Source organism: Streptomyces sp. CB01635, from assembly GCF_002803065.1.
In the GTDB taxonomy this organism is placed as follows: Bacteria; Actinomycetota; Actinomycetes; order Streptomycetales; family Streptomycetaceae; genus Streptomyces.
Genome location: NZ_NNBL01000004.1, coordinates 5831 through 29000 on the forward strand (window position 1 = coordinate 5831; position 23170 = coordinate 29000).

The window sequence follows — 23170 nt, forward strand, 5'->3', positions numbered from 1 at the left end:
GCGCACCCCGCCCCGGCTCGGCCCGCCACCGCGCCTCCGCCCGCCGCCGCAGGATCACCCTCGGTGTCGCCGGAGCCGTCCTGGTCGCGGCGGCCGGCATCGGCACGTGGGCGGCCGTGGGCGGCGACGACGCGGACGCGACCCCCGGCAAGAACCCCGGACAGTCGGCCCCCGCCTCCCCCTGAGGCGGCCCGGCAGAGCGCCCGGACCCGGCCCCGCGGCCACCAGGACCGGAGCACTTGCCCCAGCCGTTACGCTGGTGTCGTGGCAGTCGTCGACGTATCCGAAGAGCTCAAGTCCCTCTCCTCGACCATGGAGTCGATCGAGGCCGTCCTGGACCTCGACAAGCTGAGGGCAGATATCGCCGTGCTCGAGGAGCAGGCGGCCGCACCGTCCCTGTGGGACGACCCCGACGCGGCACAGAAGATCACCAGCAAGCTGAGCCACCTCCAGGCCGAGGTGCGCAAGGCGGAGACCCTGCGCGGCAGGATCGACGACCTGAGCGTGCTCTTCGAGATGGCCGAGGAGGAGAACGACCCGGACACCCGTGCCGAGGCCGAGTCCGAGATGACCTCCGTCAAGAAGGCGCTCGACGAGATGGAGGTCCGCACCCTCCTGTCCGGTGAGTACGACTCCCGTGAGGCGCTGGTCAACATCCGCGCCGAGGCGGGCGGCGTCGACGCCGCGGACTTCGCCGAGCAGCTCCAGCGCATGTACCTGCGCTGGGCCGAGCGCCACGGCTACAAGACCGAGGTATACGAGACGTCGTACGCGGAAGAGGCCGGCATCAAGTCGACCACCTTCGCCGTGCAGATCCCGTACGCGTACGGGACGCTCTCGGTCGAGCAGGGCACGCACCGCCTGGTCCGTATCTCGCCCTTCGACAACCAGGGCCGCCGCCAGACGTCCTTCGCGGGCGTCGAGGTGCTCCCGGTCGTCGAGACGACCGACCACGTCGAGATCGACGAGTCGGAGCTGCGCGTGGACGTCTACCGCTCCTCGGGCCCCGGCGGCCAGGGCGTGAACACGACGGACTCCGCGGTCCGCCTGACCCACCTGCCCACCGGCATCGTGGTCTCCTGCCAGAACGAGCGCTCGCAGATCCAGAACAAGGCGACGGCCATGAACGTTCTGCAGGCCAAGCTCCTCGAGCGGCAGCGTCAGGAGGAGCGGGCCAAGATGGACGCCCTCAAGGGCGACGGCGGCAGCTCCTGGGGAAACCAGATGCGTTCGTACGTCCTGCACCCGTACCAGATGGTCAAGGACCTCCGGACGGAATTCGAGGTCGGTAATCCGCAGTCGGTGCTCGACGGCGAGATCGACGGTTTCCTCGAGGCGGGAATTCGCTGGCGCAAGCAGCAGGAGAAGTAACCCCAGGTCTTTTCCAGCTTTGTCGACAAGGCAACTGCCGCCCACCGGGCGGCAGTTGCCTTTTACGTCACAGTCACATGTCCGTACGTCGGCCAACTCCCTAGATTTCGGGCATCACGTACGCAACGACCTTGACGCTGACATGAAAACTGGGAAGGCTGACGCGTGGCATGCGTATCAGTGGGACGCGTGTGCACCGGGGGACGAGCCGACAGCGGCCGACTACCCCCGGGCGGCCCCCGTCCCGCGCGCTGCTCCATCAACGATTAGCTACTGGGGGTAGCAGGCAGATGACCAAGAAGACGCGCATCCGTGTCGCGCGGATAGCAGCCGGTGCGGTGATCGCGGCGGGTGCGTCGCTGACCGCCGCGGGCGCCGCTTCGGCCCTCGACATCGGCGTCAACCTTCCGGGCGCCGGCGTGAACGTGCACGCGGGCGAGGACGGTGTCGCAGCCGGTGTGAGCCTCGGCGGTGACGAGGACCCGACGGACCCGCCCACCGGCCTCCCGACGGACCCGACGGACCCGACGGACCCGCCCACCGAGGACCCGACGGACCCGCCCACCTCGGAGCCGACGGACCCGACGGAGGAGCCCACCGAGCCGACCGAGGACCCGACCGCACCGACCGAGGACCCGACCTCGCCGGGCGGCAACGGCGGCAACAACGGCGGCGGCGGTCACCACGGCGGCGGGAACGGCAACACCGACCCCGACGGCGGCAACAACCCGGTCGAGCAGGGCCAGGGCAAGGACAGCCTGCAGGACACCGGCTCCGTGCCGGCCGCCCAGCCGGCCCAGAACGGCAAGTCCGGCGGTGAGCTGGCCGAGACCGGCGCCGCCGAGACCACGTTCCTGCTGATCGGCGCCGCGACGATGATCGCCGGCGGCATCGGCTTCCGCATGCTGCCCCGCCTCGTCGGCGGCGGCCGCACGGTTGCCTAAGCAGCCGTGGTGACGTACGTCATGTACGTCCGCACGTAACGCGAGAAGGGCCCGGAGCGTCGCTCCGGGCCCTTCCTCGTGTCCTAGACGGTCTGGTGCGCGAGGAGCGCCACCGCCGCGATGAGCACAGCCACCAGGGCTATCAGGGCCATCGGGTGAAGCCCCGCGAACGGGCTCTCCTGCTGAAGCCGCTCGCGGTTCGCCCGGCACACGGGGCAGCGGCCCTCGCTCACAGGCGCCGCGCAGTTCGCGCACACCAGCCGGTCATAGGTCATGCGCTCTTCCTCCTCCCGCGCGGCGGAGCCGCCACAGCGTAATTCTCTCCGCACAACGCTCCGGGGACCGCAACCGTTCCCCCTACCACTGTGCCAGCTTCCAGGGATTTCGGCGCGCCTCCCCGGATGCTGCCCCTTTGGACCCGTTCCGTTCCTGCCATGACCCGCCCACGACCAGGCAATCAACGGGACAAAACGCTCATCCAAGGACGCCGACTGCGCCGCGGAGCCCGGTTCGCGTATGGTCACGCTCACCTACCCCCGACGCCCACGATGCACCGAGGCGCACCCGTGATCCGATTCGACAACGTCTCCAAGGCCTACCCCAAGCAGACCCGGCCCGCCCTCAGGGATGTGTCCCTCGAGGTCGAGCGCGGCGAATTCGTCTTCCTTGTGGGATCTTCCGGCTCCGGGAAGTCCACCTTCCTGCGGTTGATCCTGCGCGAGGAGCGCACCAGCCACGGCCAGGTGCACGTCCTGGGCAAGGACCTGGCACGACTGTCCAACTGGAAGGTGCCGCAGATGCGCCGCCAGCTCGGCACGGTCTTCCAGGACTTCCGGCTCCTGCCCAACAAGACCGTCGGCGAGAACGTCGCCTTCGCGCAGGAAGTCATCGGCAAGTCCCGAGGCGAGATCCGCAAGTCCGTGCCCCAGGTGCTCGACCTCGTCGGCCTGGGCGGCAAGGAGGACCGGATGCCCGGCGAGCTCTCCGGTGGTGAGCAGCAGCGCGTGGCCATCGCCCGCGCCTTCGTGAACCGCCCCAAGCTCCTGATCGCCGACGAGCCGACCGGCAACCTCGACCCGCAGACCTCGGTCGGCATCATGAAGCTGCTGGACCGGATCAACCGCACCGGGACGACCGTCGTGATGGCCACCCACGATCAGCAGATCGTGGACCAGATGCGCAAGCGCGTCATCGAGCTGGAGAAGGGCCGTCTCGTCCGCGACCAGTCGCGCGGCGTCTACGGCTACCAGCACTGAGCCCCGTGAGCACCAGAGCACTGAGAAAGGCCTGAGCAGACGCCATGCGCGCCCAATTCGTCCTGTCGGAGATCGGCGTCGGTCTCCGCCGAAATCTCACGATGACCTTCGCGGTCATCGTCTCGGTCGCCCTCTCACTCGCCCTGTTCGGCGGCTCGCTGCTCATGCGTGACCAGGTGAGCACGATGAAGGGCTACTGGTACGACAAGGTCAACGTCTCGATCTTCCTGTGCAACAAGGGCGACGCCGAGTCGGACCCGAAGTGTGCCAAGGGAGCCGTCACCGCCGAGCAGAAGCAGCAGATCGTCTCCGACCTGGACAAGATGCCGGTCGTCGAGAAGGTCTCCCACGAGTCGGCGGACCAGGCGTACAAGCACTACAAGGAGCAGTTCGGCGACTCCCCGCTGGCCAGCTCGCTGACGCCGGACCAGCTCCAGGAGTCGTACCGGGTCAAGCTCAAGGACCCGGAGAAGTACCAGGTCGTCGCGACCGCCTTCGACGGGCGTGACGGGGTCCAGTCCGTGCAGGACCAGAAGGGCATCCTGGACAACCTCTTCGGACTCCTCAACGGCATGAACTGGGCGGCGCTCGCCGTGATGGCGCTGATGCTCGTCGTCGCGCTGATGCTGATCGTCAACACGGTGCGCGTCTCGGCGTTCAGCCGCCGCAGAGAGACCGGGATCATGCGCCTGGTCGGCGCGTCCAGCTTCTACATCCAGATGCCGTTCATCATGGAGGCCGCCGTCGCCGGAGTCATCGGCGGTGTGGTCGCCTGCGGCATGCTCCTCGTGGGCCGCTACTTCATGATCGACCACGGTCTGGCGCTCTCCGAGAAGCTGAACCTGATCAACTTCATCGGCTGGGACGCGGTCCTGGCCAAGCTGCCGCTCGTCCTCGCGATCGGCCTGCTGATGCCCGCGATCGCCGCCTTCTTCGCGTTGCGCAAGTATCTGAAGGTGTGACAAGTCTCCCCGGAGTTACAGGGCGCCGTACGGTTCAACGAGCCGTACGGCGCTTCGCGTTGTCCTAGACTCACCGTCATGTCGGGCCCCGAGTTGTTCTCCCGGCCCCGCCGCTTCGGCCGCGGGGCGGCCCTGACATTGGTCTTCGCGAGCGTCCTCGCGACCGGCGTCGCGACGGGTTCGTGGAGCGCCGACGGCCACAAGTCCGAGGAGCTTCCGGTCGGTTCGGCCACCGGCGCCGGACACGAGGACGTGAGAGACGCGGCCGCCGGGGCGATGGCCGACGGCAAGTCCCCCACGCAGGCTGCCGAGGAGGCCGTCAGCCGCAGCGGCGACCGCTGGGGCGCGGTGTACTCGCAGGGTGAGTACAAGGAGTTCGAGCAGGAACTCGACGGCCAGTACACGGGCGTCGGCCTCTGGGCCCGGCGCACCGCCGACGGCCGCATCGAGGTCTCCAAGGTCGGTTCCGGGTCCCCCGCGGCCCATGCGGGCGTGCGCCCCGGCGACCGGCTCCGCACCGTCGACGGCCGGCCCGTCGACGGCCGCCCCGTCACCGAGGTCGTCTCCCTGCTGCGCGGTGAGCACGCGGGGACGGCGGTCCGGCTCGGCCTGGAGCGCGGCACGCGCGCGTGGACCGAGATCCTGCGCCGGGCCAACCTCGCCACCGAGTCCGTCAGCGTCTCCCGCCTCCCCGGCGGCACCGTCCTGATCAAGGTCGCGGCCTTCACCAAGGGCTCGGGCGAGCGCGTACGGTCCGCCGTGCGCGACGCCCCCCACGGCGACGGCGTCCTCCTCGACCTGCGCGGCAATTCCGGCGGCCTGGTCACGGAGGCGGTCACCGCGGCGTCGGCGTTCTTCGACGGCGGGCTCGTGGCGACGTACGACGTACGCGGACGGCAGCGCGCCCTGCACGCCGAGCGTGGCGGCGACACCTCCAGACCTGTGGTCGCGCTCGTCGACAGCGGCACGATGAGTGCGGCCGAGCTGCTCACCGGGGCCCTCCAGGACCGCGGCCGCGCGGTCGTCGTGGGCTCGAAGACCTTCGGCAAGGGTTCGGTCCAGATGCCGAGCCGGCTCCCGGACGGTTCCGTGGCCGAGCTGACCGTCGGCCACTACCGCACCCCCACCGGCCGCGGCGTCGACGGCCGGGGCATCACCCCCGACCTCGAGGCCGACGAGGGCGCGCGGCAGCGGGCCGAGACAGTATTGAGTGGCCTCGGGGACCCCTCGTAGTGCGAAAATGGCAGCACTATGTCTAAGGGAATGTTCGTACCGAAGGAATCACAGCCCAAGCAGGGCGCGTCCGGGAAGTCCGGCAAGGACAAGGACGGCAAGCGCAAGATCGTCGCGCAGAACAAGAAGGCCCGGCACGACTACGCCATCGTCGACACGTACGAGGCGGGCATCGTCCTGACCGGTACCGAGGTGAAGTCGCTGCGGCAGGGCCGCGCCTCGCTGGTCGACGGCTTCGTCCAGATCGACGGGAACGAGGCGTGGCTGCACAACGCCCACATCCCCGAGTACAGCCAGGGCACCTGGACCAACCACTCCGTGCGCCGCAAGCGCAAGCTGCTCCTGCACCGCGAGGAGATCGACAAGCTGGAGTCGAAGTCCCAGGAGACCGGGCACACGATCGTGCCGCTGGCGATCTACTTCAAGGACGGCCGGGCGAAGGCCGAGATCGCGCTCGCCAGGGGCAAGAAGGAGTACGACAAGCGGCAGACCCTGCGCGAGCAGCAGGACCGCCGGGAGTCGGACCGCGCCATCGCGGCGGCGAAGCGGAGGCAGCGGGGCGCGTAGGTGGTCGGCCCGCGGGAATAGGCTGGCACCGGCGTGTGCTGTTCACGTACGATGGCATCAGCACCTCACAGCGGGTGTGTGGGTCGAAAGACCTGATTTGAAAAATCAACATGGGGATGATCGGTTTCGACAGCGGCTGTCGAAGCAGGGGAAGCGAGCCGAGGAAGCGGCAATGATCTCGTTAACCATATGTCGCAACCAATAATCGCCAATTCCAAGAGCGATTCCCAGTCCTTCGCCCTCGCTGCCTAATAAGCAGTGACTGAAGGACCCTAAAAGGGTGTCAGCCCGGGGGTGTTCCCGACCCGGATCCTGGCATAATCTAGGGAACTAAACCGCCGAGCCCGGTCACGGGGTTCGGTGGGAAATCAAACAGTGGCTGAGCCCGTCGGAGACTTGTTCGCGTGATCTCCGGGGCTGAGAAAATCGAAGCGAACTGCGCTCGGAGAAGCCCTGATTCTGCACCGTTGGACGCGGGTTCGATTCCCGCCATCTCCACAAACCCCATGTGAGACGAAGGCCCGGCTGACACACAGCCGGGCCTTCGTCGTTGTGTGGCCCGGCTCCATATCGGGGGTCCCGGCCCGCCTCTACGGTCCCTCCCCATGACACCGACCAGAGCCGCAACACCCGCACGTCTCATGTTCGTGGCCCTCATCGCCGCCCTCCTGTCCGTCTTCCTGCCCGCGCCCCGCGCCGACGCCGCTGCGGCGATCCAGGAAGTCGCCGGCTTCGGGACCAACCCCGGCGCCCTCAAGATGTACCGCTACGTGCCCGACGGGCTGCCCGCCGGGCGACCGGTCGTCGTCGCCCTGCACGGGTGCACGCAGAACGCCTCCGGCTACGGCACCGGCAGCGGCTGGACCGAGCTCGCCGACCGGTGGGGCTTCTCCGTCGTGCTGCCGCAGCAGCAGTCCGGGAACAACGCGTCCTCCTGCTTCAACTGGTTCCAGGCCGGCGACATCGAACGCGGCCAGGGCGAGGCCGCCTCCGTCGCGCAGATGGTCGACCGCCAGCTCGCCGACGCCTCGGGCGACCCCGCGAAGGTCTACGTCACCGGGCTGAGCGCCGGCGGCGGCATGACCTCCGTGATGATGGCCGCGTACCCCGAGAAGTTCGCCGCCGGAGGTGTCGTCGCCGGGCTGCCCTACGGGTGCGCGGCTGCCGCCGGGTCGCCGTATGTGTGCATGTACGTGGGTGCCACGCAGACCGCACAGCAGTGGGGCGACCGCGTGCGAGCGGCGCGGCCCGGGTATGCCGGGCCCTGGCCGCGGCTGACCGTCTTCCAGGGCAGTGCCGACTACACCGTGAAGCCCGTGAACATGACCGACCTGATGAAGCAGTGGACCGACGTCCAGGGCGCCGATCAGGTCGCCGACGTCAGCGACAGCGTGGCCGGGTATCCGCACCAGGTCTTCCGCCGGGCCGACGGGAGCGCGGCCGTGGAGACGTACAGCATGACGGGGATGGGGCACGGGCAGCCCGTCGATCCGGGGAGCGGGGCCGCGCAGTGCGGGACCGCGGGCGCCTACATCCTGGATGTGAACCTGTGCGCGGCCTACGAGATGGGCCGCTCGTGGGGACTCGGCTGACGCACCCTGTCCCCGGGCGCCACGATCGGGGATGCTCCTGAGGCATGAGTAGACCCGACGGACCTGTGAGACGACTCCTCAATCCCCTTGCACGTCAACGGCGTTACCTCGTCTGGCCCGCCCTCGTCGCGCTCGCGGCGGGCCTGACCTGGGGCTCACCGGCCGGTGCCGACGGCGACAGCACCGGCCTCCCCGAGGCCATCGACACCATCCTCGGCGACCCGTCCATGGAGGGCGGCGCGGCGAGCGTCGTCGTCGCCGACGCCCGGAGCGGCGACATCATCTACCAGCACAATCCCACCGGACGCCTGATGCCCGCGTCCAACACCAAGCTCCTCACCTCGACCGCCGCGACGGAACTCCTCGGCACCGGCTACCGGTTCACCACCGACGTGCTCGGCGACGGGCGGCGGCGGGGGAGCGTCCTGGACGGCGATCTGTATCTGCGCGGCACCGGCGACCCGACCGCTCTCGCCAAGGACTACGACGAACTCGCCGCCAAGGTCGCCGCGTCGGGTGTGAGGTCGGTCAGCGGTCGCCTCGTCGCCGACGACACCGCGTTCGACGGCCAGCGCCTCGGCCGCTCCTGGGCCGCCGACGACGAGTCCTCGTACTACTCGGCGCAGATCTCCGCCCTGAGCGTCGCGCCCGACACCGACTACGACACCGGGACGGTGATCGTCGAGGCCGCGCCGGGCGCGAAGGCCGGGGACAAGCCGAAGATCACCGTCACGCCGAAGACGCACTACGTCGACATCGACGTTCGGGCCACGACCGTCGCGGCCGGCGGTGACGACAGTCTCACCGTCGAGCGGCAGCACGGCACGAACACCGTCACCGTCAGCGGCACGGTTCCCGTCGACGGGGGTACCACGAAGGAGTGGGTCACCGTCTGGGAGCCCACCGGTTACGCGGCCTCCGTCTTCCGTGACGCGCTCGCCGCGCACGGCGTGAGGGTGTCCGGCGGCACGAAGCTCGGGCGTGCCACCCCGAAGGGCGCCGTACGGCTCGCCACGCACGACTCCATGCCCCTGAAGGACCTGCTGATCCCCTTCATGAAGCTGAGCAACAACATGCACGCCGAGATCCTCACCAAGGCCATGGGTGCGAAGGCGACCGGTCGCGCGGGAACCTGGGACGACGGGCTCGCGGCGATCAGCGGCTATCTGAAGGGCGTCGGCGTCGACACCGGGCGGCTGCGCCAGGTCGACGGGTCCGGGCTCTCCCGGATGGACAGCATCCCGGCGGGCCAGATCGCGAGGCTGCTGCTCGCGGTGCGCGCCGAGCCGTGGTTCGGCGACTGGTACAAGGCGCTGCCGGTGGCCTGCGACCCGGACCGGTTCGTCGGCGGGACGCTGCGCTCGCGGATGTGCAGGACACCGGCCGCGCTCAACGCCCGCGGCAAGACGGGCTCCCTGACCGGCGCGTCCGCGCTCTCCGGCTATGTGAAGGACGCCGGGGGACGTGAACTCGTCTACAGCATCGTCCAGAACAACTACCTGGTCGATTCGGTGAAGCCCCTTGAGGACGCGATCGTGGTGACGCTCGCGAAGTCCGACGCGGACGCGGCGGTGGCGGTGAGGCCGCGCTCCCTGCGCTCCGTGCCGGTCTCCGAACGCAAGGGCGACCTGGAGTGCTCGTGGCGTAAACCGGCGGTGTGCTGACGGCTGCGGGTGACTACGTACGGTCGCGTGCGCCGCTGCGTACGTAACCGATGAGCGCGAGTACGAGCGCGCACGCCGACGCGGCGGCCGGGACCGCGTAGCCCGCGGTGGGGCCGAGGCGCTCCACCGCGGAGCCGCCCGCCGCCGCGCCGCAGGCGATGCCCCCGAGCAGACCGGTCACGGCGAGGGTCATGCCCTCGTTCAACTGGCCCTCGGGGGTGCGGGCCTGGACCAGCGTCATGCCCGTGACCATCGTCGGGGCCGTCGCCATGCCGGCCACAAGGAGAGCCCCGGCGACCGCAAGGAGAGAGCCGGTGAGCGCCGCGAGCAGGGGGAGGGTCAGCAGGACGGTCATCGCGGCGACGCACCACGGGTGGCGCCGCGCCGCGGGACCGGCCGGCCGTACGGCCCCGTAGACCAGCCCCGCCACACAGGAACCGGCCGCCTGGAGTGCGAGGACCGCGCCGGCCGCCGCCTTGTGGCCGCCCTCGTCCGCGAAAGCGATCGTGACCACCTCCATCGAGCCGAACACGGCGCCGGTGGCGAGGAACGACGCCAGGAGAACGGGCATCCCGCGCGCGCGGAGGGGCGATTTCGTGGCCGTGCGCCCATGGGTGGGCGGTTCCGTGGCGCGCTGCGCGGCGAAGACGAGCACTCCGGTGAGCAGCAGGACCGCGCCGATCAGGGTGCCGGCCTCCGGGAACAGTGACCCGCACAGGAAGGCGGCGAGTACCGGGCCGAGCATGAAACACAGCTCGTCCGCCGCCTGTTCGAAGGAGTTCGCGGTGTGCAGGGCGGCCGGGTCGCCCTTGAGGAGATGGGCCCAGCGGGCGCGTGACATGCCGCCCGTGTTGGGCGTGGTGGCCGTAGCGGCGTAGGCGGCGAAGAGGGTCCAGTCGGGCGCTGCGTAGTGCACACAGAGGAGGAGCGCGAGCGATCCGCAGACCGCGACCGCCGTGGCGGGCACGGCGATTCTGGCCTGCCCGTAACGGTCCACGAGGCGTGCCGTCCACGGGGCGACGATCGCGGTCGCGGCCATCCCGGTCGCGGTGACGGCCCCGGCGAGCGCGTACGAGCCGCGCGCCCCGGCGATCATGATGACGGCGCTGACGCTGAACATGCCCATGGGGAGCCGGGCGAGGAGGTTCCCGAGCGTGAAGGCGAGCGCGCCGGGGGTGGAGAGCAGCCGGACGTAGGGGGAGCGGCTGGGCTGTGGCGGGGCGGTGGGTGTCGGGGGAGCAGTGACGGGCTCGGATATGGCGTCGGGCATGTGATCAGCGTCGCCGCGGGCCGCGCGCCCGGTCCAACACCTTCTCCGTACCGATTCACGCGCCCGCGTTGTAAGTTCGCCGGATGCCCGACCAGCCAGCCGCGCCCGGCACGCCGGCCCCCGCCCACCTGGAGCCCCGACTGCTGCGCGCGTTCCTCGCCGTCGCCGAGGAGCTGCACTTCACCCGCGCCGCCGCCCGGCTCTACGTGGCTCAGCAGGCCCTCAGCAGGGACATTCGCCGCCTCGAACGCGAACTGGGCGTCGAGCTGTTCGCGCGGAGCACGCGCCAGGTCGCCCTGACCGCGGACGGTGCGCGGCTGCTGCCGTACGCGCGGCGGGTCCTCGGTGCGCAGGACGAACTGCTCGCCGCCTTCACGCGTCGCCCGGCAGCGGGGACGCGGCCGCTGCTCGTCGACGTGAACAGCCCCGGCCTCGTCTTCGAGCGCATCCTGGAGCGGGCCCGCGAGTTCGCCCCGGAGTGCGAGCTGATGGCCCGCTACGAGAGCGGCCTGACCGGCGCCGCCGCCGAGATGACGGCGGGCCGCCTGGACGCGTCGTTCGGGCGGTACGCGGGGCTCGACCCGGCGGTGCGGGCGCGCCTTTCGCAGCAGCCCGTGCGGTACGAGCCGATGACGGTGGTCCTGCCCGAGGACCATCCCCTCGCCGCCCTGGACGCCGTGCCGCTCGCGCGGCTCGCGGGCGAGACGGTGTACGCGGGCGCGGGCAATCCCCGTACACCGGAGTGGACCGACCTGGCCGGGCGGCTCTTCGAGGGGCGCGGGATAGCGGTCGCTCCCCCCGCGCCGCTCGCGGTGGGCGTCGAGGAGTTCCGGCGGATCATGGCCAAGACGGGGACGCCGGTGCTCGCCGCAGGGGACTTTCCAGCCATGCCCGGCTCCGTCGTGCGGCCCCTGACCGACCCCGTACCCCTGTCACCTGTGTCGCTGGTGTGGCCGACGGCGCTCGTGCACCCGGGGATCGACGCGCTCCGTGCGGCGGCGGCCACGCTCGCGGAGGAGAGCGACTGGCTCCGTAAGCCCCCAGGCGCCTGGATTCCCGGCATAGATGCACTCATCATGATGAGTCGGGACTGAGGATCGGGCGCGGCTGTCACCCGCGTGCGCTACATTCGTCGTCCGAGCGCATTGTGATAAGGGGGGCGCTCGGATCGGGTGGGGGCCCGGTCCGAACGACGAGTGCTCGGTACGTCGTGCGCGCACCCATGTTCATGTCCTTGGGGGGATGTGCGTACGGTGGAACATTGGCGAGAAAATGCCCGTTCTGGGCAGACTCACGATCCTAATGAAGTGACGGTCCAACTCGACGGCGCAGGACGCCAGTTGGACGAACTGATCGCTGCGCGGCGCGAGGGCGCCGGCGCGGCCGACAAGGAAGTCCCGGTCTTCGTAGACGACTCGGGCCGGCGTAACCGCAGGTACCGCCGCTTCGGCGCGATCGTCGGGATGATCTGCGCGGTCTACGCCGTGGTCATCGTGGCGACCCTGCTCTCCGGAAACTCGAACGCTCCCTGGCTGCCCATCACGGGCCAGGACCGCGACAAGCCCGCGGGCAAGGTGGACACGCCGCCGTTGCCCGCCGACCCCGCGGCCGAGCCGTCCTCGTCGACGGGAGCCACGGCCGGTCCCAGCGCTTCCGGCACGGGATCGGTGTCCAGCGAGCCGGGTGCCGGTTCCTCGACCGGGCCCGAGGGCAGCGAGAGCGCCAAGCCGGACGACAAGCCCGGCAAGTCGCCCGACCCGAAGCCGTCCGGCGGCCCCGGCAAGCCCGACCCAGGTCATTCGCCCGACCCGGGCTCCGGACCCTCGGAGGAGCCCAGTTCGCCTGGCCCCGGCGAGCCGTCCCCGTCGGACAGCGGACCGCCCGTCGAGCCGACGGAGTCCCCGGCCCAGGGCGGCACCGAGACCGTCGCGGCGCTGCCCGTCGAGTCGCCCGTCGAGTCGCCCATCGACCCGAGTCAGATTCCGGCCGGACCGTCAGCGGCCTCGTTCCCGGAAAGCGGCATCCTGTAAATGTCCTCCCGCCCACGCAGCAACCGCAGGGCGCCGCGTCGCCGCCGCCTGCCCATGCGCTATCTGCTGCCGTCGCTGCTCCTTGTCGCCCTGCTCGCGATGCTCATGCTCCGCGGGTACGTGCACAGTGAGATCCTCGCCGACCACCGCATCCAGCCGCCCGCCGCCACCGATCAGGTCCCCGAGAAGATCCTCGAGGGCGGACCCGTCATCGACACGCGCGGCGGGCGCGAGACCGGCATGAGCGTGCCCGACCACCGGCTCGTCCTCACCTTCGACGACGGCCCCGACCCGCAGTGGACCCCGAAGGTCCTCGACGTCCTGAAGGAACACCACGCGCACGGCGTCTTCTTCGTCACCGGCACCATGGCCTCCCGCTACCCGGACCTGGTCAAACGCATGGTCGACGAGGGTCACGAGGTCGGCCTGCACACCTTCAACCACCCCGACCTCTCGTACCAGTCCAAGAGCCGCATCGACTGGGAACTCACCCAGAACCAGACGGCCCTGGCCGGTGCGGCCGGCATCCGCACCTCGCTGTTCCGGCCGCCGTACTCCTCGTTCGCCGACGCCATGGACAACAAGTCGTGGCCGGTCACCAAGTACATCGGCAGCCGCGGGTACATCACCGTCGTCAACAACACCGACAGTGAGGACTGGAAGCGCCCCGGCGTCGACGAGATCATCCGCCGCGCCACGCCCAAGGGCGGCAAAGGCGCGATCGTCCTGATGCACGACTCCGGCGGCGACCGCTCGCAGACCGTCGCCGCCCTCGACCGCTTCCTGCCCCAGCTCCAGGGCCAGGGATACGACTTCGTCAACCTCACCGAGGCGCTCGGGGCACCCAGCGCCCACACGCCCGTGCACGGTCTCGAACTGGCCAAGGGCAAGGCGTGGATCTACGCCGTCGACGCTTCGGACGACGTGACGGACGTCCTCGGCGTCGGACTCGCGGTCATCGGCGTCCTCGTCTTCACCCGCTTCGGCCTGATGCTCCTCCTGTCCGGGGCGCACGCCCGGCGCGTGCGGCGCCGCGGATTCTCCTGGGGGCCGCCCGTCACCGAACCGGTGTCGGTCCTGGTCCCGGCGTTCAACGAGGCCAAGTGCATCGAGAACACAGTGCGTTCACTCATGTCGAGCGAGCACCCCATCGAGATCATCGTCATCGACGACGGCTCGACCGACGGCACGGCCCGCATCGTCGAGAATCTGCGCCTGCCGAACGTCCGGGTGGTCCGCCAGCACAACGCGGGCAAGCCGGCCGCGCTCAACAGGGGCCTGGCCAACGCCCGGTTCGACCTGATCGTGATGATGGACGGCGACACGGTCTTCGAGCCGTCCACCGTCCGCGAGCTCGTCCAGCCCTTCGGTGACCAGCGCGTCGGTGCGGTCGCGGGCAACGCGAAGGTCGGCAACAAGGACTCCCTGATCGGGGCCTGGCAGCACATCGAGTACGTGATGGGCTTCAACCTCGACCGCCGCATGTACGACATGCTGCGCTGCATGCCCACGATCCCCGGGGCCGTGGGCGCCTTCCGCCGCAGCGCGCTCGAGCGCATCGGCGGCATGAGCGACGACACGCTCGCCGAGGACACCGACGTCACGATGGCCCTGCACCGGGACGGCTGGCGCGTGGTCTACGCCGAGAAGGCCCGCGCCTGGACCGAGGCCCCGGAGTCGGTCCAGCAGCTCTGGTCCCAGCGCTACCGATGGTCGTACGGCACGATGCAGGCGATCTGGAAGCACCGCCGCTCCGTGATCGAGTCGGGCCCCTCCGGCCGATTCGGCCGCATCGGCCTGCCGTTCGTCGCCCTCTTCATGGTCCTCGCGCCGCTCCTGGCGCCCCTCATCGACGTCTTCCTGCTCTACGGCCTCGTGTTCGGCCCCACGGAGAAGACGATCGTCGCCTGGCTCGGCGTCCTCGCCATCCAGGCCGTCTGCGCGGCGTACGCCTTCCGGCTCGACCGCGAACGCATGACCCATCTCATCTCACTCCCGCTCCAGCAAGTCCTCTACCGGCAGCTGATGTACGTCGTGCTGCTCCAGTCCTGGATCACCGCGCTCACCGGCGGCCGGCTGCGCTGGCAGAAGCTGCGGCGTACCGGAGCGGTGGAGGCGCCGGGGGCGATTCCGCGTCAGCGGGCGTCGCGCGGCAACGATCGGAGGCCCGTCGCATGACGTATCCCACTCCCGCCACCGGCGGCCAGAGCGGGTTCCAGCAGACGCGGCGCATGCCGCACGTGCCGTTCCCGCAGGTGCCGTTCACACCGGAACCGCCGCCCGCGCCCGCTCCGCCCGCCGCTCCGCCCGCGCAGGCCGCCGCGCCCAAGAAGCCGGGCCGCGACCGCTATCTGGACCTGCTGCGCTCCATCGCGCTCGTCCGCGTCGTCGCCTACCACCTCTTCGGGTGGGCCTGGCTGACGGTCCTCTTCCCGTCCATGGGCGTGATGTTCGCGCTCGCCGGATCGCTGATGGCGCGCTCCCTGAGCCGGCCCGCGATCGGTGTGATCAGGGGCCGTATCCGCCGGCTCCTGCCGCCCATGTGGGCGTTCAGCGTCGTCATCCTCGCCCTGCTCTTCCTGGGCGGCTGGAACCCCGGCAAGGACCCCGACAGCGGCGGGACCTGGGGCTGGATCAGCCTGTTCAACTACTTCGTGCCCGTCGGGGCGCCGTCGTTCCCCTGGCACCTCGGCGACAAGGCGGGCCTCCTGGAGGACACCTGGCCGTCGCAGGCCGCGGGCCCGCTCTGGTACCTGCGGGCCTACCTGTGGTTCGTCATCGCCTCGCCACTGCTGCTCCGGGCGTTCCGCAAGGTGCCGTGGGCGACGCTGCTCGCGCCGCTCGCGCTGACGGCGGTCGTCGGTACGGGCATCGTCACCATCCCCGGCGAGACGGGGAACGCGGTCACCGACTTCGCGGTCTACGGCGGCTGCTGGGTCCTCGGCTTCGCCCATCACGAGGGCGTCCTCGCGAAGGTGCCGCGCTATCTCGCGGTGTCCTGCTCGGCGATCGTGATGGCGTTCGGACTGTGGTGGGCCTCGGGCCATCTCGGACCGGACGGCTGGGACCTGAACGACATCCCGCTGGCGCAGGCGACCTGGTCCTTCGGGTTCGTCGTCATCCTGCTCCAGTACTCGCCGTCCTGGCAGGAGCTGCCGGGCCGGCTCGCCAAGTGGGACAAGCTCATCACGCTGTCCAACAACCGCGCGGTCACGATCTATCTCTGGCACAACATGCTGATCATGGCCACGGTGCCGATCATCGACCTCGCGTACAACCTGCCGTTCATGGAGGACGCGAGATGGAGCGGCGCCCTCGACTCCACGTACATGCTCTGGATGTTCGTGCTGACGTGGCCGCTGATAGCGCTCTCGGTCGTCGGCACGGGCTGGATCGAGGACCTCGCCGCCAAGCGGCGCCCGCGGCTCTGGCCGAACGGCGTCAAGAAGCGGGCACATAGTCGCTAGACGGGGTTGTGCGGCCGGTGGGGGTGGGGGAGGTTGGGGCGTGAGCGACCAGTGACCGTATGACCACGAGGGGAACCCGGACCGACATGACACAGCCTCCCGGCCAGCCGCCGCAGGACGGATCCGGGCACCACCCGGCGTACGGGCCGCCTCCCGGTCAGCCTCAGGCGCCGTCCGGCGGCGGGCAGGACAACCCCTACGCCGGCGCGCCGACCCCGCCACCGGCGCCGCCGCAGATACCGCAGACCCCGCCACCGGCCCCTCAGGGCCAGCCCGGCTACGGGGACCAGCCCGCCTACGGCGACCAGCCGGGCTACGGCGCTCAGCCTCCCTACGGTCAGCCCCCGCAGGGCCAGCCGCAGGGCCAACCCCCGTACGGGCAGCCCCCGTACGGGCAGCCCCCGTACGGGCAGCCCCCGTACGGGGGGCAGCCGCCCTACGGCGGGGGTGCCTATCCGCCGCCCCCGCCACCGCCGGGCGGCAACACGCGCCGGACCGCCGTCATCGTCGGGTCCGCGGTCGTCGCGCTCGTCCTGATCGTCGGCGGGATCTTCCTCGCCACGAACAGCGGCGGCGACGACGACGAGCCGAAGGCGAAGGACTCCGTGTCCGCGCAGCCCACCGCGTCGGACGAGCCCTCCGACGAGCCCACGACCGAGGACCCCGCCACCGAGGACCCCGTCGAGGAGCCGAGCGATCCCACGGGGACGGCGGAGGAGCGGCCCGCCGGGTCCACCGGTTATCAGGGCCAGTGGCAGGACGAGCAGGCCAGGACCCTCACGGTCGGCGACAAGGTCGCGACCGGCACGGCCAAGGGCAAGTACAGCGTGTCCTACATCGACGCGGGCGGTAAGGGCATCTGCACCGGCATCGGGGAGAACCGCAGCGGCGGGGCGTTCCGGATCGCCGTCAAGTGCATGGGCAAGGACACCGGTGACGAGGTCTTCGGCGCGAACCTGACGCAGGCCGACGACGTGGTCACGCTGAAGTGGGACAAGGGCGGTTCGGCCAGCCTCAAGTGGGCGGGCACCACGACCTGATCCACGCCCCACGACCTGATCCACGCCCACGACCTGACCCACGCCGTGGAGCGAAGCTCACCGCCGGGCCCCGCGCCCGGTGAGAGCAACGTTCCCCGGCGGTCACGGTGCGGCACAGCGCGGTAATCCCGCCTCCCTACGTTCGAGGTCATCAGCCGAGAACCGTGACCCTGGAGGCGTGTGATGGCAGCCCGGAGTTGGATCCAGAGGTGGGATCCGGAGGACGAGACGTTCTGGTCGCGCGAGGGCGGCGAGAAGGTCGCGCGGCGCAATCTCGCGTTCTCCATCCTGTCCGAGCACATCGGGTTCTCGATCTGGACCCTGTGGTCCGTGATGGTGTTGTTCATGGGGCCCGAGTACGGCATCGACCCGGCCGGCAAGTTCTTCCTGGTCTCGATGGCCACGATGGTCGGGGCGGTCGCACGCGTGCCCTACACCTTCGCCGTCGCCCGCTTCGGCGGCCGGAACTGGACGATCCTCGCGGCGAGCCTGCTCCTCATCCCGACGGCCGCCGCGTTCGTCGTGATGGAGCCGGGGACCTCGTACACGACGTTCATGGTGTGCGCGCTGCTCACCGGCGTCGGCGGCGGCAACTTCGCCTCGTCGATGACCAACATCAACTCCTTCTTCCCGCTGCGGAAGAAGGGCTGGGCGCTCGGCCTGAACGCGGGCGGCGGCAACATCGGCGTCCCCGTCGTGCAGCTCGCCGGGCTCGCCGTGATCGGCGCGAGCGGCGGGCCGCGCGTGCTGCTGGGGATCTACCTCCCGCTCATCGCCGTGTCGGCGATCTGCGCCGCGCTGTTCATGGACAACCTCGCGACCGTGAAGAACGACACCGGCGCGGCCAAGGAGGCCGTGCGCGACCCGCACACGTGGATCATGTCGTTCCTCTACATCGGGACGTTCGGGTCGTTCATCGGCTACAGCTTCGCGTTCGGGCTCGTCCTGCAGACGCAGTTCGGCAGGACGCCGCTCCAGGCCGCGTCGATCACGTTCATCGGGCCGCTGCTCGGCTCCCTGATCCGGCCCGTCGGCGGCCGGCTCGCCGACCGGTTCGGCGGCGCCCGCATCACGCTGTGGAACTTCGTCGCCATGGCTGCCGCCACCGCCGTGGTCGTCCTCGCGTCGACGCAGAAGTCGCTGCCGCTGTTCACCACGGCGTTCATCGCCCTGTTCGTGCTCACCGGCCTGGGCAACGGGTCGACGTACAAGATGATCCCCGGCATCTTCCAGGCCAAGGCAGCCGCCAGGGGGCTCGCGGGGGAGGAGGCCGCGGCGTACGGGCGGCGCCTGTCCGGGGCCTCGATGGGGCTGATCGGGGCGGTGGGCGCGCTCGGCGGACTCGGCATCAACCTCGCCTTCCGCCAGTCCTTCCAGACGGCGGGCACCGGCACGGCCGCCTTCGTCGGGTTCCTCGTCTTCTACGCGGTGTGCTTCGCCCTCACCTGGGCCGTATACCTTCGCCGCCCGGCCGGCGCGGACGCTCCCGTGCAGGCCGCGGAGCCGGAGCCCCGGCTCAGCTACGCGGAGGTGTGACGTAACACCGCTGACATCATGGGGAACCGAGCCCGTCACGGGACGTTGACAGGCTCGGTCGACCCCGGCAGAACCACCCGAGCGGGACGAGAGCCACATGTACGACGCACAGCAGGGCCCCCCGGCGGGGCAGCACGGCCCCCTCGCGGGCTTCACCGTGGGCGTGACCGCCGCGCGCCGCGCCGACGAGCTCGGCGCGCTGCTCCAGCGGCGCGGCGCCACCGTCCTGCACGCACCCGCGCTGCGCATCGTCCCGCTCGCCGACGACAGCGAGCTCCTCGCGGCGACCAAGGAGATCGTCGACCACGCGCCCGACGTCGTCGTCGCGACCACCGCGATCGGGTTCCGCGGCTGGGTCGAGGCCGCCGACGGCTGGGGCCTGGGCGAGGCGCTGCTGGCCCGGCTGCGCGGCGTGGAACTGCTCGCCCGCGGGCCCAAGGTCAAGGGCGCCGTCAGGGCCGCGGGGCTCACCGAGGAGTGGTCCCCGTCGTCCGAGTCGATGGCCGAGGTCCTCGAACGGCTCCTCGACGAGGGCGTCGACGGCCGCCGGGTCGCCGTCCAGCTGCACGGCGAGCCGCTGCCCGGGTTCGTCGAGGCGCTGCGCGAGGCGGGCGCCGACGTCGTGGGGGTGCCGGTGTACCGGTGGATGGCGCCGGAGGACATCGGGCCTCTCGACCGGCTGCTCGACGCGACCCTCACGCGGGGCGTCGACGCGCTCACGTTCACCAGCGCGCCCGCCGCCGCGTCCCTGCTCTCCCGGGCCGAACTGCGGGGCAGGCTGCCGGAGTTGCTCGCCGCCCTGCGCCACGACGTCCTGCCCGCCTGCGTCGGCCCCGTCACCGCGCTGCCGCTCCAGGCCCACGGCGTGGACACCGTGCAGCCCGAGCGCTTCCGCCTCGGACCGCTCGTCCAGCTCCTGTGCGCCGAACTCCCGGGCAGGGCCCGTGTGTTGCCGATCGCGGGCCACCGCGTGGAGATCCGCGGCCAGGCCGTCCTGGTCGACGGCGATCTGCACCCCGTACCGCCCGCCGGGATGTCGCTCCTGCGCTCCCTCTCGCGCCGCCCCGGCTGGGTGGTCCCCCGCGCCGAACTCCTGCGCGCGCTGCCCGGCGCGGGCAGCGACGAACACGCGGTGGAAACGGCGATGGCCAGGCTCCGTACGGCCCTCGGCACCCCCAAGCTGATCCAGACGGTGGTCAAGCGCGGCTACCGCCTGGCCCTGGACCCGGCGGCGGACTCCAAGTACGGGACGGACTGAGTCAGTTCGGCGTGCGGTGAACGCTGTGCTCGTCGAGGTCCGTCAGCAGGCCCGCGGCGGCGGCGAAGTCCCTGTCGTCGTGGAGCACGACGAGGCCGTGGTGGGCCGCGGTGGCGCAGATGAGCCAGTCGACCGTCGACAGACTCCGGTGGCGGCCGCGCCGGGCGAGTCGGTACTGGGCCGTCTCGCCCCACTGCCAGGCGTTCTTGGGGACCGGCGCGTCCGGGTAGAGGCTGCCGAACATGTCGGTCATCGCGTCGTGTTCGTCGAGGTCGCGCGCGGAGCGGCGGAACTCGGTTCGCTGAGGCCGGCAGGAGGCGATGGTGCCCTCCTCGATCTCACGGCTCCAGGCGTCGTTGAGCGACCGGTCGCGCTGGAGCCGCCACACCGCCGTCGAGTCGACCAGGTACCGCAGCACGTCAGGCGGTGCCCTTCTCGGCGGCGTGCAGGCGCCGGAAGCTCTCGTCGTCCCAGTCCTGGGACGCCTTGAAGTGCCGGAGGCGGGCCTCGGCACGGCGCTGGCGCTCCCCGTACTCGCGCAGCGCGCGGTTCACCGTCTCCTTCTTGGTGCGCGCGCCGGACAGTCGCATGGCCGCCTCGGCGAGAGCCTCGTCGTCCATGTCGATCTGCGTCGCGGCCACCGGGCACCTCCATGGGAAATGTGGGTCACATACAAAGGCAGCCCATGCTCCATACATTGCGCCCGGCGTCCCGGGCCGGCGCCGTCGGTGAACCCTTCGTGAGGGGCCCGGTACCAGGGGTTCCGGCGGTGCCTGTGGGCGGGCACTGTAGGGGGATGGCATCGCCATCGTCCTCGTCCTCGTCCTCGTACGAGCTGCGCTTCGACTCCGGGCGCAGTTCGCTGGATCTCCTGGCCACGGCGCACCCCGACGAACGTCTCGACTCGGTGGGGCGGTTGCGGGCCTGGCTGGTCGGCTCGGGGCTCGTGCCCGCGGACACGCCGCTGCGGGACGCCGACGCCGCCTGGCTCGCCGCGATGCTCGAACTGCGCGGCCATATCGGTCAGTTGGTGCGCGGCGAACTCGACGGCAGGCCCGCGTCCGCCGCCCTGGAGCGGGTCAACGCCCTCGCCCGCGCGGCGCCGCCCGCACCCCGCGCGACCCGCGGCACCGACGGCACCCTCGCCAGGGCCCTGCACGCCGACCCCGGCTGCGGCGAGCTGCTCGCCGCCGTCGCCCGTGACGCCGTGGAGCTCCTCACGGACCCGGTCGCCCGCTCCTGCCTGCGCCGCTGCGAGGGCGACAGCTGCCCGATCATCTATCTCGACACGTCCCGGGGGCGGCGCCGCCGCTGGTGCTCCAGCGAGGTGTGCGGCAACCGGGAGCGGGTGGCGCGACACCGGCGCAGGGCGGCACTCGCCCGGGCCTGAAGATCACCCGATGGCCTCCCCGAAACCTTTTTTTGGCATGTCCCGGCAGATCGATTGAACACATCGCGGACCTCTTACGTACTGGGGTGCGTCCAGCCGAGCGGCGACCCAGCCGGAACGCTCAACCAGGGGACAGCGGAGGTAGGCGTGCGCAAGGATTCCGCCGTGGCCGATGAACGCCCGCCGAGGGCACGACATCGCGCGCCGCAGCCTCCTGAGCCCGACGAGGAGCTGATGCGCGCGCTCTACCGCGAGCACGCGGGTCCACTTCTTGCCTATGTGCTCAGGCTGGTGGCGGGGGACCGGCAGCGCGCCGAAGATGTCGTACAGGAAACGCTCATCCGTGCCTGGAAGAACGCCGGTCAGCTCAACCGAGCGACCGGTTCGGTACGCCCCTGGCTGGTGACGGTCGCCCGGCGCATCGTCATCGACGGCCACCGCAGTCGGCAGGCCCGGCCGCAGGAGGTCGATCCGTCGCCGCTGGAGGTCATCCCCGCGGAGGACGAGATCGACAAGGCGCTGTGGCTGATGACCCTTTCGGACGCACTCGAGGACCTGACGCCCGCCCACCGCGAGGTGCTGGTGGAGACGTACTTCAAGGGGCGTACGGTCAACGAGGCTGCCGAGACACTCGGTATTCCCAGCGGAACGGTGCGCTCACGGGTGTTCTACGCGCTGCGTTCCATGAAGCTGGCGCTGGAGGAGCGGGGGGTGACGGCATGAGTGCCTCGTACGACGACTACGGACCGCATGGGTCCGGTGACGTTCACGAGACGGTCGGCGCCTACGTGCTCGGTGTCCTCGACGACGCCGAGGCAAGTGCGTTCGAAGCGCATCTGGCGGGCTGCGAGCTGTGCGCACGCCAGCTGGAGGAGTTCTCCGGCATGGAGCCGATGCTCGCCGCCCTCGCGGACCTCCCCGAACCGCAGGGCACCCCCGCCAGGGAACGCCTCGGTGCGCAGCTCGGCGCCCGCCCGAGCGAACAGCTCGCCGGCCGGCTCTTCGACGAGGTGGCGCAGAAGCGGGCCCGCAAGCGCCGCCGCGGGATGTACCTGGTGGCGGCCGCCGCCGCACTGATCATCGGCGGCCCGCTGACCGTGCTCGCCGTGAACGACGGCGGGACGGACAACGTCGCCGAGGGGGCCCACCCCACCAGCCCCGCCGAGGACGCCTTCTTCAACCACATGGACGAGAAGGTCAAGGCGACCGACGCGGTCACGAAGGTCACCGCCACCATCGGCATGGAGAAGAAGGCCTGGGGCACCCACACCGTCCTGGAGCTGAAGAACGTCAAGGGCCCGCTGAAGTGCTCCCTGATCGCGGTCGGGAAGAACGGCGAGCGCGAGACGGTCACCACCTGGTCCGTCCCGCAGTGGGGTTACGGCATTCCCGGCAGCAAGCACGAGGTCTCGAAGGAACCCCTGTACGTGCACGGGGGCGCCGCGTTCGAGCGCAACGCCATCGACCACTTCGAGGTCGAGACCCTCGACGGCAAACGCCTCGTGGAGGTCGACGCGTAGCCCCGGCAGCCGGATACGTAGCCTCCCGGGCCTCCCTTCGCGTACCTTTGACGGCTGCCCAGCACGTCAG

Annotated in this window: 22 protein-coding genes, 1 other RNA gene and 1 pseudogene; 20 read left to right on the plus strand and 4 right to left on the minus strand. The window is 70.7% G+C overall.

Annotation, left to right across the window (positions count from 1 at the left end):
• From CG723_RS47540 to CG723_RS15005, 3 genes and pseudogenes are all read left to right on the plus strand, one after another.
• Positions 1 to 185 (plus strand): annotated as a pseudogene (locus CG723_RS47540) (serine/threonine protein kinase); the annotation flags it as partial.
• Between the two features lie 79 nt (positions 186 to 264).
• On the plus strand, positions 265 to 1371 hold the full coding sequence (gene prfB, locus CG723_RS15000; protein WP_100593904.1) for a peptide chain release factor 2: 1107 nt from the start codon (positions 265 to 267) through the stop codon (positions 1369 to 1371).
• A 290-nt stretch (positions 1372 to 1661) separates the two neighbouring features.
• Entirely contained in the window at positions 1662 to 2315 is a 654-nt protein-coding gene (locus CG723_RS15005) for a hypothetical protein (RefSeq protein ID WP_100593905.1), read from the plus strand.
• 83 nt (positions 2316 to 2398) lie between these two features.
• On the opposite strand, the gene CG723_RS15010 is transcribed toward CG723_RS15005, so the two are convergent.
• Entirely contained in the window at positions 2399 to 2590 is a 192-nt protein-coding gene (locus CG723_RS15010; RefSeq protein ID WP_100593906.1) for a hypothetical protein, read from the minus strand.
• Between the two features lie 291 nt (positions 2591 to 2881).
• Between CG723_RS15010 and ftsE the strand changes: the two genes are divergently transcribed.
• From ftsE to dacB, 7 genes are all read left to right on the plus strand, one after another.
• Positions 2882 to 3571: a cell division ATP-binding protein FtsE gene (ftsE, locus tag CG723_RS15015; protein WP_100593907.1), complete on the plus strand. Its 690-nt coding sequence runs from the start codon at positions 2882 to 2884 to the stop codon at positions 3569 to 3571.
• Positions 3572 to 3615: 44 nt separating this feature from the next.
• Positions 3616 to 4533: a permease-like cell division protein FtsX gene (gene ftsX, locus CG723_RS15020; RefSeq protein WP_100593908.1), complete on the plus strand. Its 918-nt coding sequence runs from the start codon at positions 3616 to 3618 to the stop codon at positions 4531 to 4533.
• Positions 4534 to 4611: 78 nt separating this feature from the next.
• Positions 4612 to 5766 carry a S41 family peptidase gene (locus CG723_RS15025; protein WP_100593909.1) on the plus strand — a complete coding sequence of 385 codons (1155 nt, stop codon included), beginning with the start codon at positions 4612 to 4614 and terminating at the stop codon, positions 5764 to 5766.
• A 30-nt stretch (positions 5767 to 5796) separates the two neighbouring features.
• The gene (smpB, locus tag CG723_RS15030; protein WP_199841781.1) at positions 5797 to 6333 is read left to right on the plus strand and encodes an SsrA-binding protein SmpB; all 537 of its coding nucleotides are present in this window, start codon (positions 5797 to 5799) and stop codon (positions 6331 to 6333) included.
• Between the two features lie 112 nt (positions 6334 to 6445).
• Positions 6446 to 6834: a transfer-messenger RNA gene (gene ssrA / locus CG723_RS15035) on the plus strand.
• Positions 6835 to 6938: 104 nt separating this feature from the next.
• A complete protein-coding gene (locus tag CG723_RS15040; RefSeq protein WP_234374322.1) occupies positions 6939 to 7925 on the plus strand; it encodes an extracellular catalytic domain type 1 short-chain-length polyhydroxyalkanoate depolymerase in 987 nt (328 codons plus the stop codon).
• Between the two features lie 44 nt (positions 7926 to 7969).
• Complete coding sequence (dacB, locus tag CG723_RS15045) at positions 7970 to 9589, plus strand: D-alanyl-D-alanine carboxypeptidase/D-alanyl-D-alanine endopeptidase (protein WP_100593912.1); 1620 nt, start codon at positions 7970 to 7972, stop codon at positions 9587 to 9589.
• A gap of 13 nt (positions 9590 to 9602) precedes the next feature.
• On the opposite strand, the gene CG723_RS15050 is transcribed toward dacB, so the two are convergent.
• The gene (locus tag CG723_RS15050; RefSeq protein WP_234374323.1) at positions 9603 to 10859 is read right to left on the minus strand and encodes an MFS transporter; all 1257 of its coding nucleotides are present in this window, start codon (positions 10857 to 10859) and stop codon (positions 9603 to 9605) included.
• A gap of 83 nt (positions 10860 to 10942) precedes the next feature.
• On the opposite strand from CG723_RS15050, the gene CG723_RS15055 reads away from it, so the two are divergent.
• From CG723_RS15055 to CG723_RS15085, 7 genes are all read left to right on the plus strand, one after another.
• Positions 10943 to 11953: a LysR family transcriptional regulator gene (locus CG723_RS15055; protein WP_100593913.1), complete on the plus strand. Its 1011-nt coding sequence runs from the start codon at positions 10943 to 10945 to the stop codon at positions 11951 to 11953.
• 213 nt (positions 11954 to 12166) lie between these two features.
• On the plus strand, positions 12167 to 12889 hold the full coding sequence (locus CG723_RS15060) for a hypothetical protein (protein WP_234374324.1): 723 nt from the start codon (positions 12167 to 12169) through the stop codon (positions 12887 to 12889).
• Positions 12890 to 15067: a glycosyltransferase gene (locus tag CG723_RS15065; protein ID WP_100593915.1), complete on the plus strand. Its 2178-nt coding sequence runs from the start codon at positions 12890 to 12892 to the stop codon at positions 15065 to 15067.
• 53 nt (positions 15068 to 15120) lie between these two features.
• A complete protein-coding gene (locus CG723_RS15070; protein ID WP_199841795.1) occupies positions 15121 to 16356 on the plus strand; it encodes an acyltransferase family protein in 1236 nt (411 codons plus the stop codon).
• An 86-nt stretch (positions 16357 to 16442) separates the two neighbouring features.
• A complete protein-coding gene (locus tag CG723_RS15075) occupies positions 16443 to 17396 on the plus strand; it encodes a hypothetical protein (RefSeq protein WP_100593917.1) in 954 nt (317 codons plus the stop codon).
• A 183-nt stretch (positions 17397 to 17579) separates the two neighbouring features.
• On the plus strand, positions 17580 to 18932 hold the full coding sequence (locus tag CG723_RS15080; RefSeq protein WP_100593918.1) for a nitrate/nitrite transporter: 1353 nt from the start codon (positions 17580 to 17582) through the stop codon (positions 18930 to 18932).
• Between the two features lie 97 nt (positions 18933 to 19029).
• Positions 19030 to 20190: a uroporphyrinogen-III synthase gene (locus tag CG723_RS15085; protein ID WP_100593919.1), complete on the plus strand. Its 1161-nt coding sequence runs from the start codon at positions 19030 to 19032 to the stop codon at positions 20188 to 20190.
• A 1-nt stretch (position 20191) separates the two neighbouring features.
• On the opposite strand, the gene CG723_RS15090 is transcribed toward CG723_RS15085, so the two are convergent.
• Both CG723_RS15090 and CG723_RS15095 read right to left on the minus strand, forming a co-directional pair.
• A complete protein-coding gene (locus CG723_RS15090) occupies positions 20192 to 20608 on the minus strand; it encodes a PIN domain-containing protein (RefSeq protein ID WP_100593920.1) in 417 nt (138 codons plus the stop codon).
• Position 20609: 1 nt separating this feature from the next.
• On the minus strand, positions 20610 to 20831 hold the full coding sequence (locus CG723_RS15095) for a type II toxin-antitoxin system VapB family antitoxin (RefSeq protein WP_100593921.1): 222 nt from the start codon (positions 20829 to 20831) through the stop codon (positions 20610 to 20612).
• A gap of 155 nt (positions 20832 to 20986) precedes the next feature.
• On the opposite strand from CG723_RS15095, the gene CG723_RS15100 reads away from it, so the two are divergent.
• The 3 genes from CG723_RS15100 to CG723_RS15110 all read left to right on the plus strand — a co-directional run bounded on the left by CG723_RS15100 (position 20987) and on the right by CG723_RS15110 (position 23100).
• Positions 20987 to 21580: a CGNR zinc finger domain-containing protein gene (locus CG723_RS15100; protein WP_100593922.1), complete on the plus strand. Its 594-nt coding sequence runs from the start codon at positions 20987 to 20989 to the stop codon at positions 21578 to 21580.
• Between the two features lie 147 nt (positions 21581 to 21727).
• Positions 21728 to 22303 (plus strand): sigma-70 family RNA polymerase sigma factor, encoded by a 576-nt coding sequence (locus CG723_RS15105; protein WP_100593923.1) that lies wholly within the window; start codon positions 21728 to 21730, stop codon positions 22301 to 22303.
• Entirely contained in the window at positions 22300 to 23100 is an 801-nt protein-coding gene (locus CG723_RS15110; RefSeq protein ID WP_100593924.1) for an anti-sigma factor family protein, read from the plus strand. Before CG723_RS15105 ends, CG723_RS15110 begins: the two co-directional genes overlap by 4 nt.
• Positions 23101 to 23170 lie beyond the last annotated feature (70 nt).

Excerpts from the sequence above, each read along its gene's own strand:
- CG723_RS15005 (WP_100593905.1), top strand. The coding sequence starts at position 1,662 with ATGACCAAGAAGACGCGCATCCGTGTCGCGCGGATAGCAGCCGGTGCG.
- CG723_RS15010 (WP_100593906.1), bottom strand. The coding sequence starts at position 2,590 with ATGACCTATGACCGGCTGGTGTGCGCGAACTGCGCGGCGCCTGTGAGC.
- ftsX (WP_100593908.1), top strand. The coding sequence starts at position 3,616 with ATGCGCGCCCAATTCGTCCTGTCGGAGATCGGCGTCGGTCTCCGCCGA.
- CG723_RS15025 (WP_100593909.1), top strand. The coding sequence starts at position 4,612 with ATGTCGGGCCCCGAGTTGTTCTCCCGGCCCCGCCGCTTCGGCCGCGGG.
- smpB (WP_199841781.1), top strand. The coding sequence starts at position 5,797 with ATGTTCGTACCGAAGGAATCACAGCCCAAGCAGGGCGCGTCCGGGAAG.
- CG723_RS15040 (WP_234374322.1), top strand. The coding sequence starts at position 6,939 with ATGACACCGACCAGAGCCGCAACACCCGCACGTCTCATGTTCGTGGCC.
- dacB (WP_100593912.1), top strand. The coding sequence starts at position 7,970 with ATGAGTAGACCCGACGGACCTGTGAGACGACTCCTCAATCCCCTTGCA.
- CG723_RS15050 (WP_234374323.1), bottom strand. The coding sequence starts at position 10,859 with ATGCCCGACGCCATATCCGAGCCCGTCACTGCTCCCCCGACACCCACC.
- CG723_RS15055 (WP_100593913.1), top strand. The coding sequence starts at position 10,943 with ATGCCCGACCAGCCAGCCGCGCCCGGCACGCCGGCCCCCGCCCACCTG.
- CG723_RS15065 (WP_100593915.1), top strand. The coding sequence starts at position 12,890 with ATGTCCTCCCGCCCACGCAGCAACCGCAGGGCGCCGCGTCGCCGCCGC.
- CG723_RS15070 (WP_199841795.1), top strand. The coding sequence starts at position 15,121 with ATGCCGCACGTGCCGTTCCCGCAGGTGCCGTTCACACCGGAACCGCCG.
- CG723_RS15075 (WP_100593917.1), top strand. The coding sequence starts at position 16,443 with ATGACACAGCCTCCCGGCCAGCCGCCGCAGGACGGATCCGGGCACCAC.
- CG723_RS15080 (WP_100593918.1), top strand. The coding sequence starts at position 17,580 with ATGGCAGCCCGGAGTTGGATCCAGAGGTGGGATCCGGAGGACGAGACG.
- CG723_RS15085 (WP_100593919.1), top strand. The coding sequence starts at position 19,030 with ATGTACGACGCACAGCAGGGCCCCCCGGCGGGGCAGCACGGCCCCCTC.
- CG723_RS15100 (WP_100593922.1), top strand. The coding sequence starts at position 20,987 with ATGGCATCGCCATCGTCCTCGTCCTCGTCCTCGTACGAGCTGCGCTTC.
- CG723_RS15110 (WP_100593924.1), top strand. The coding sequence starts at position 22,300 with ATGAGTGCCTCGTACGACGACTACGGACCGCATGGGTCCGGTGACGTT.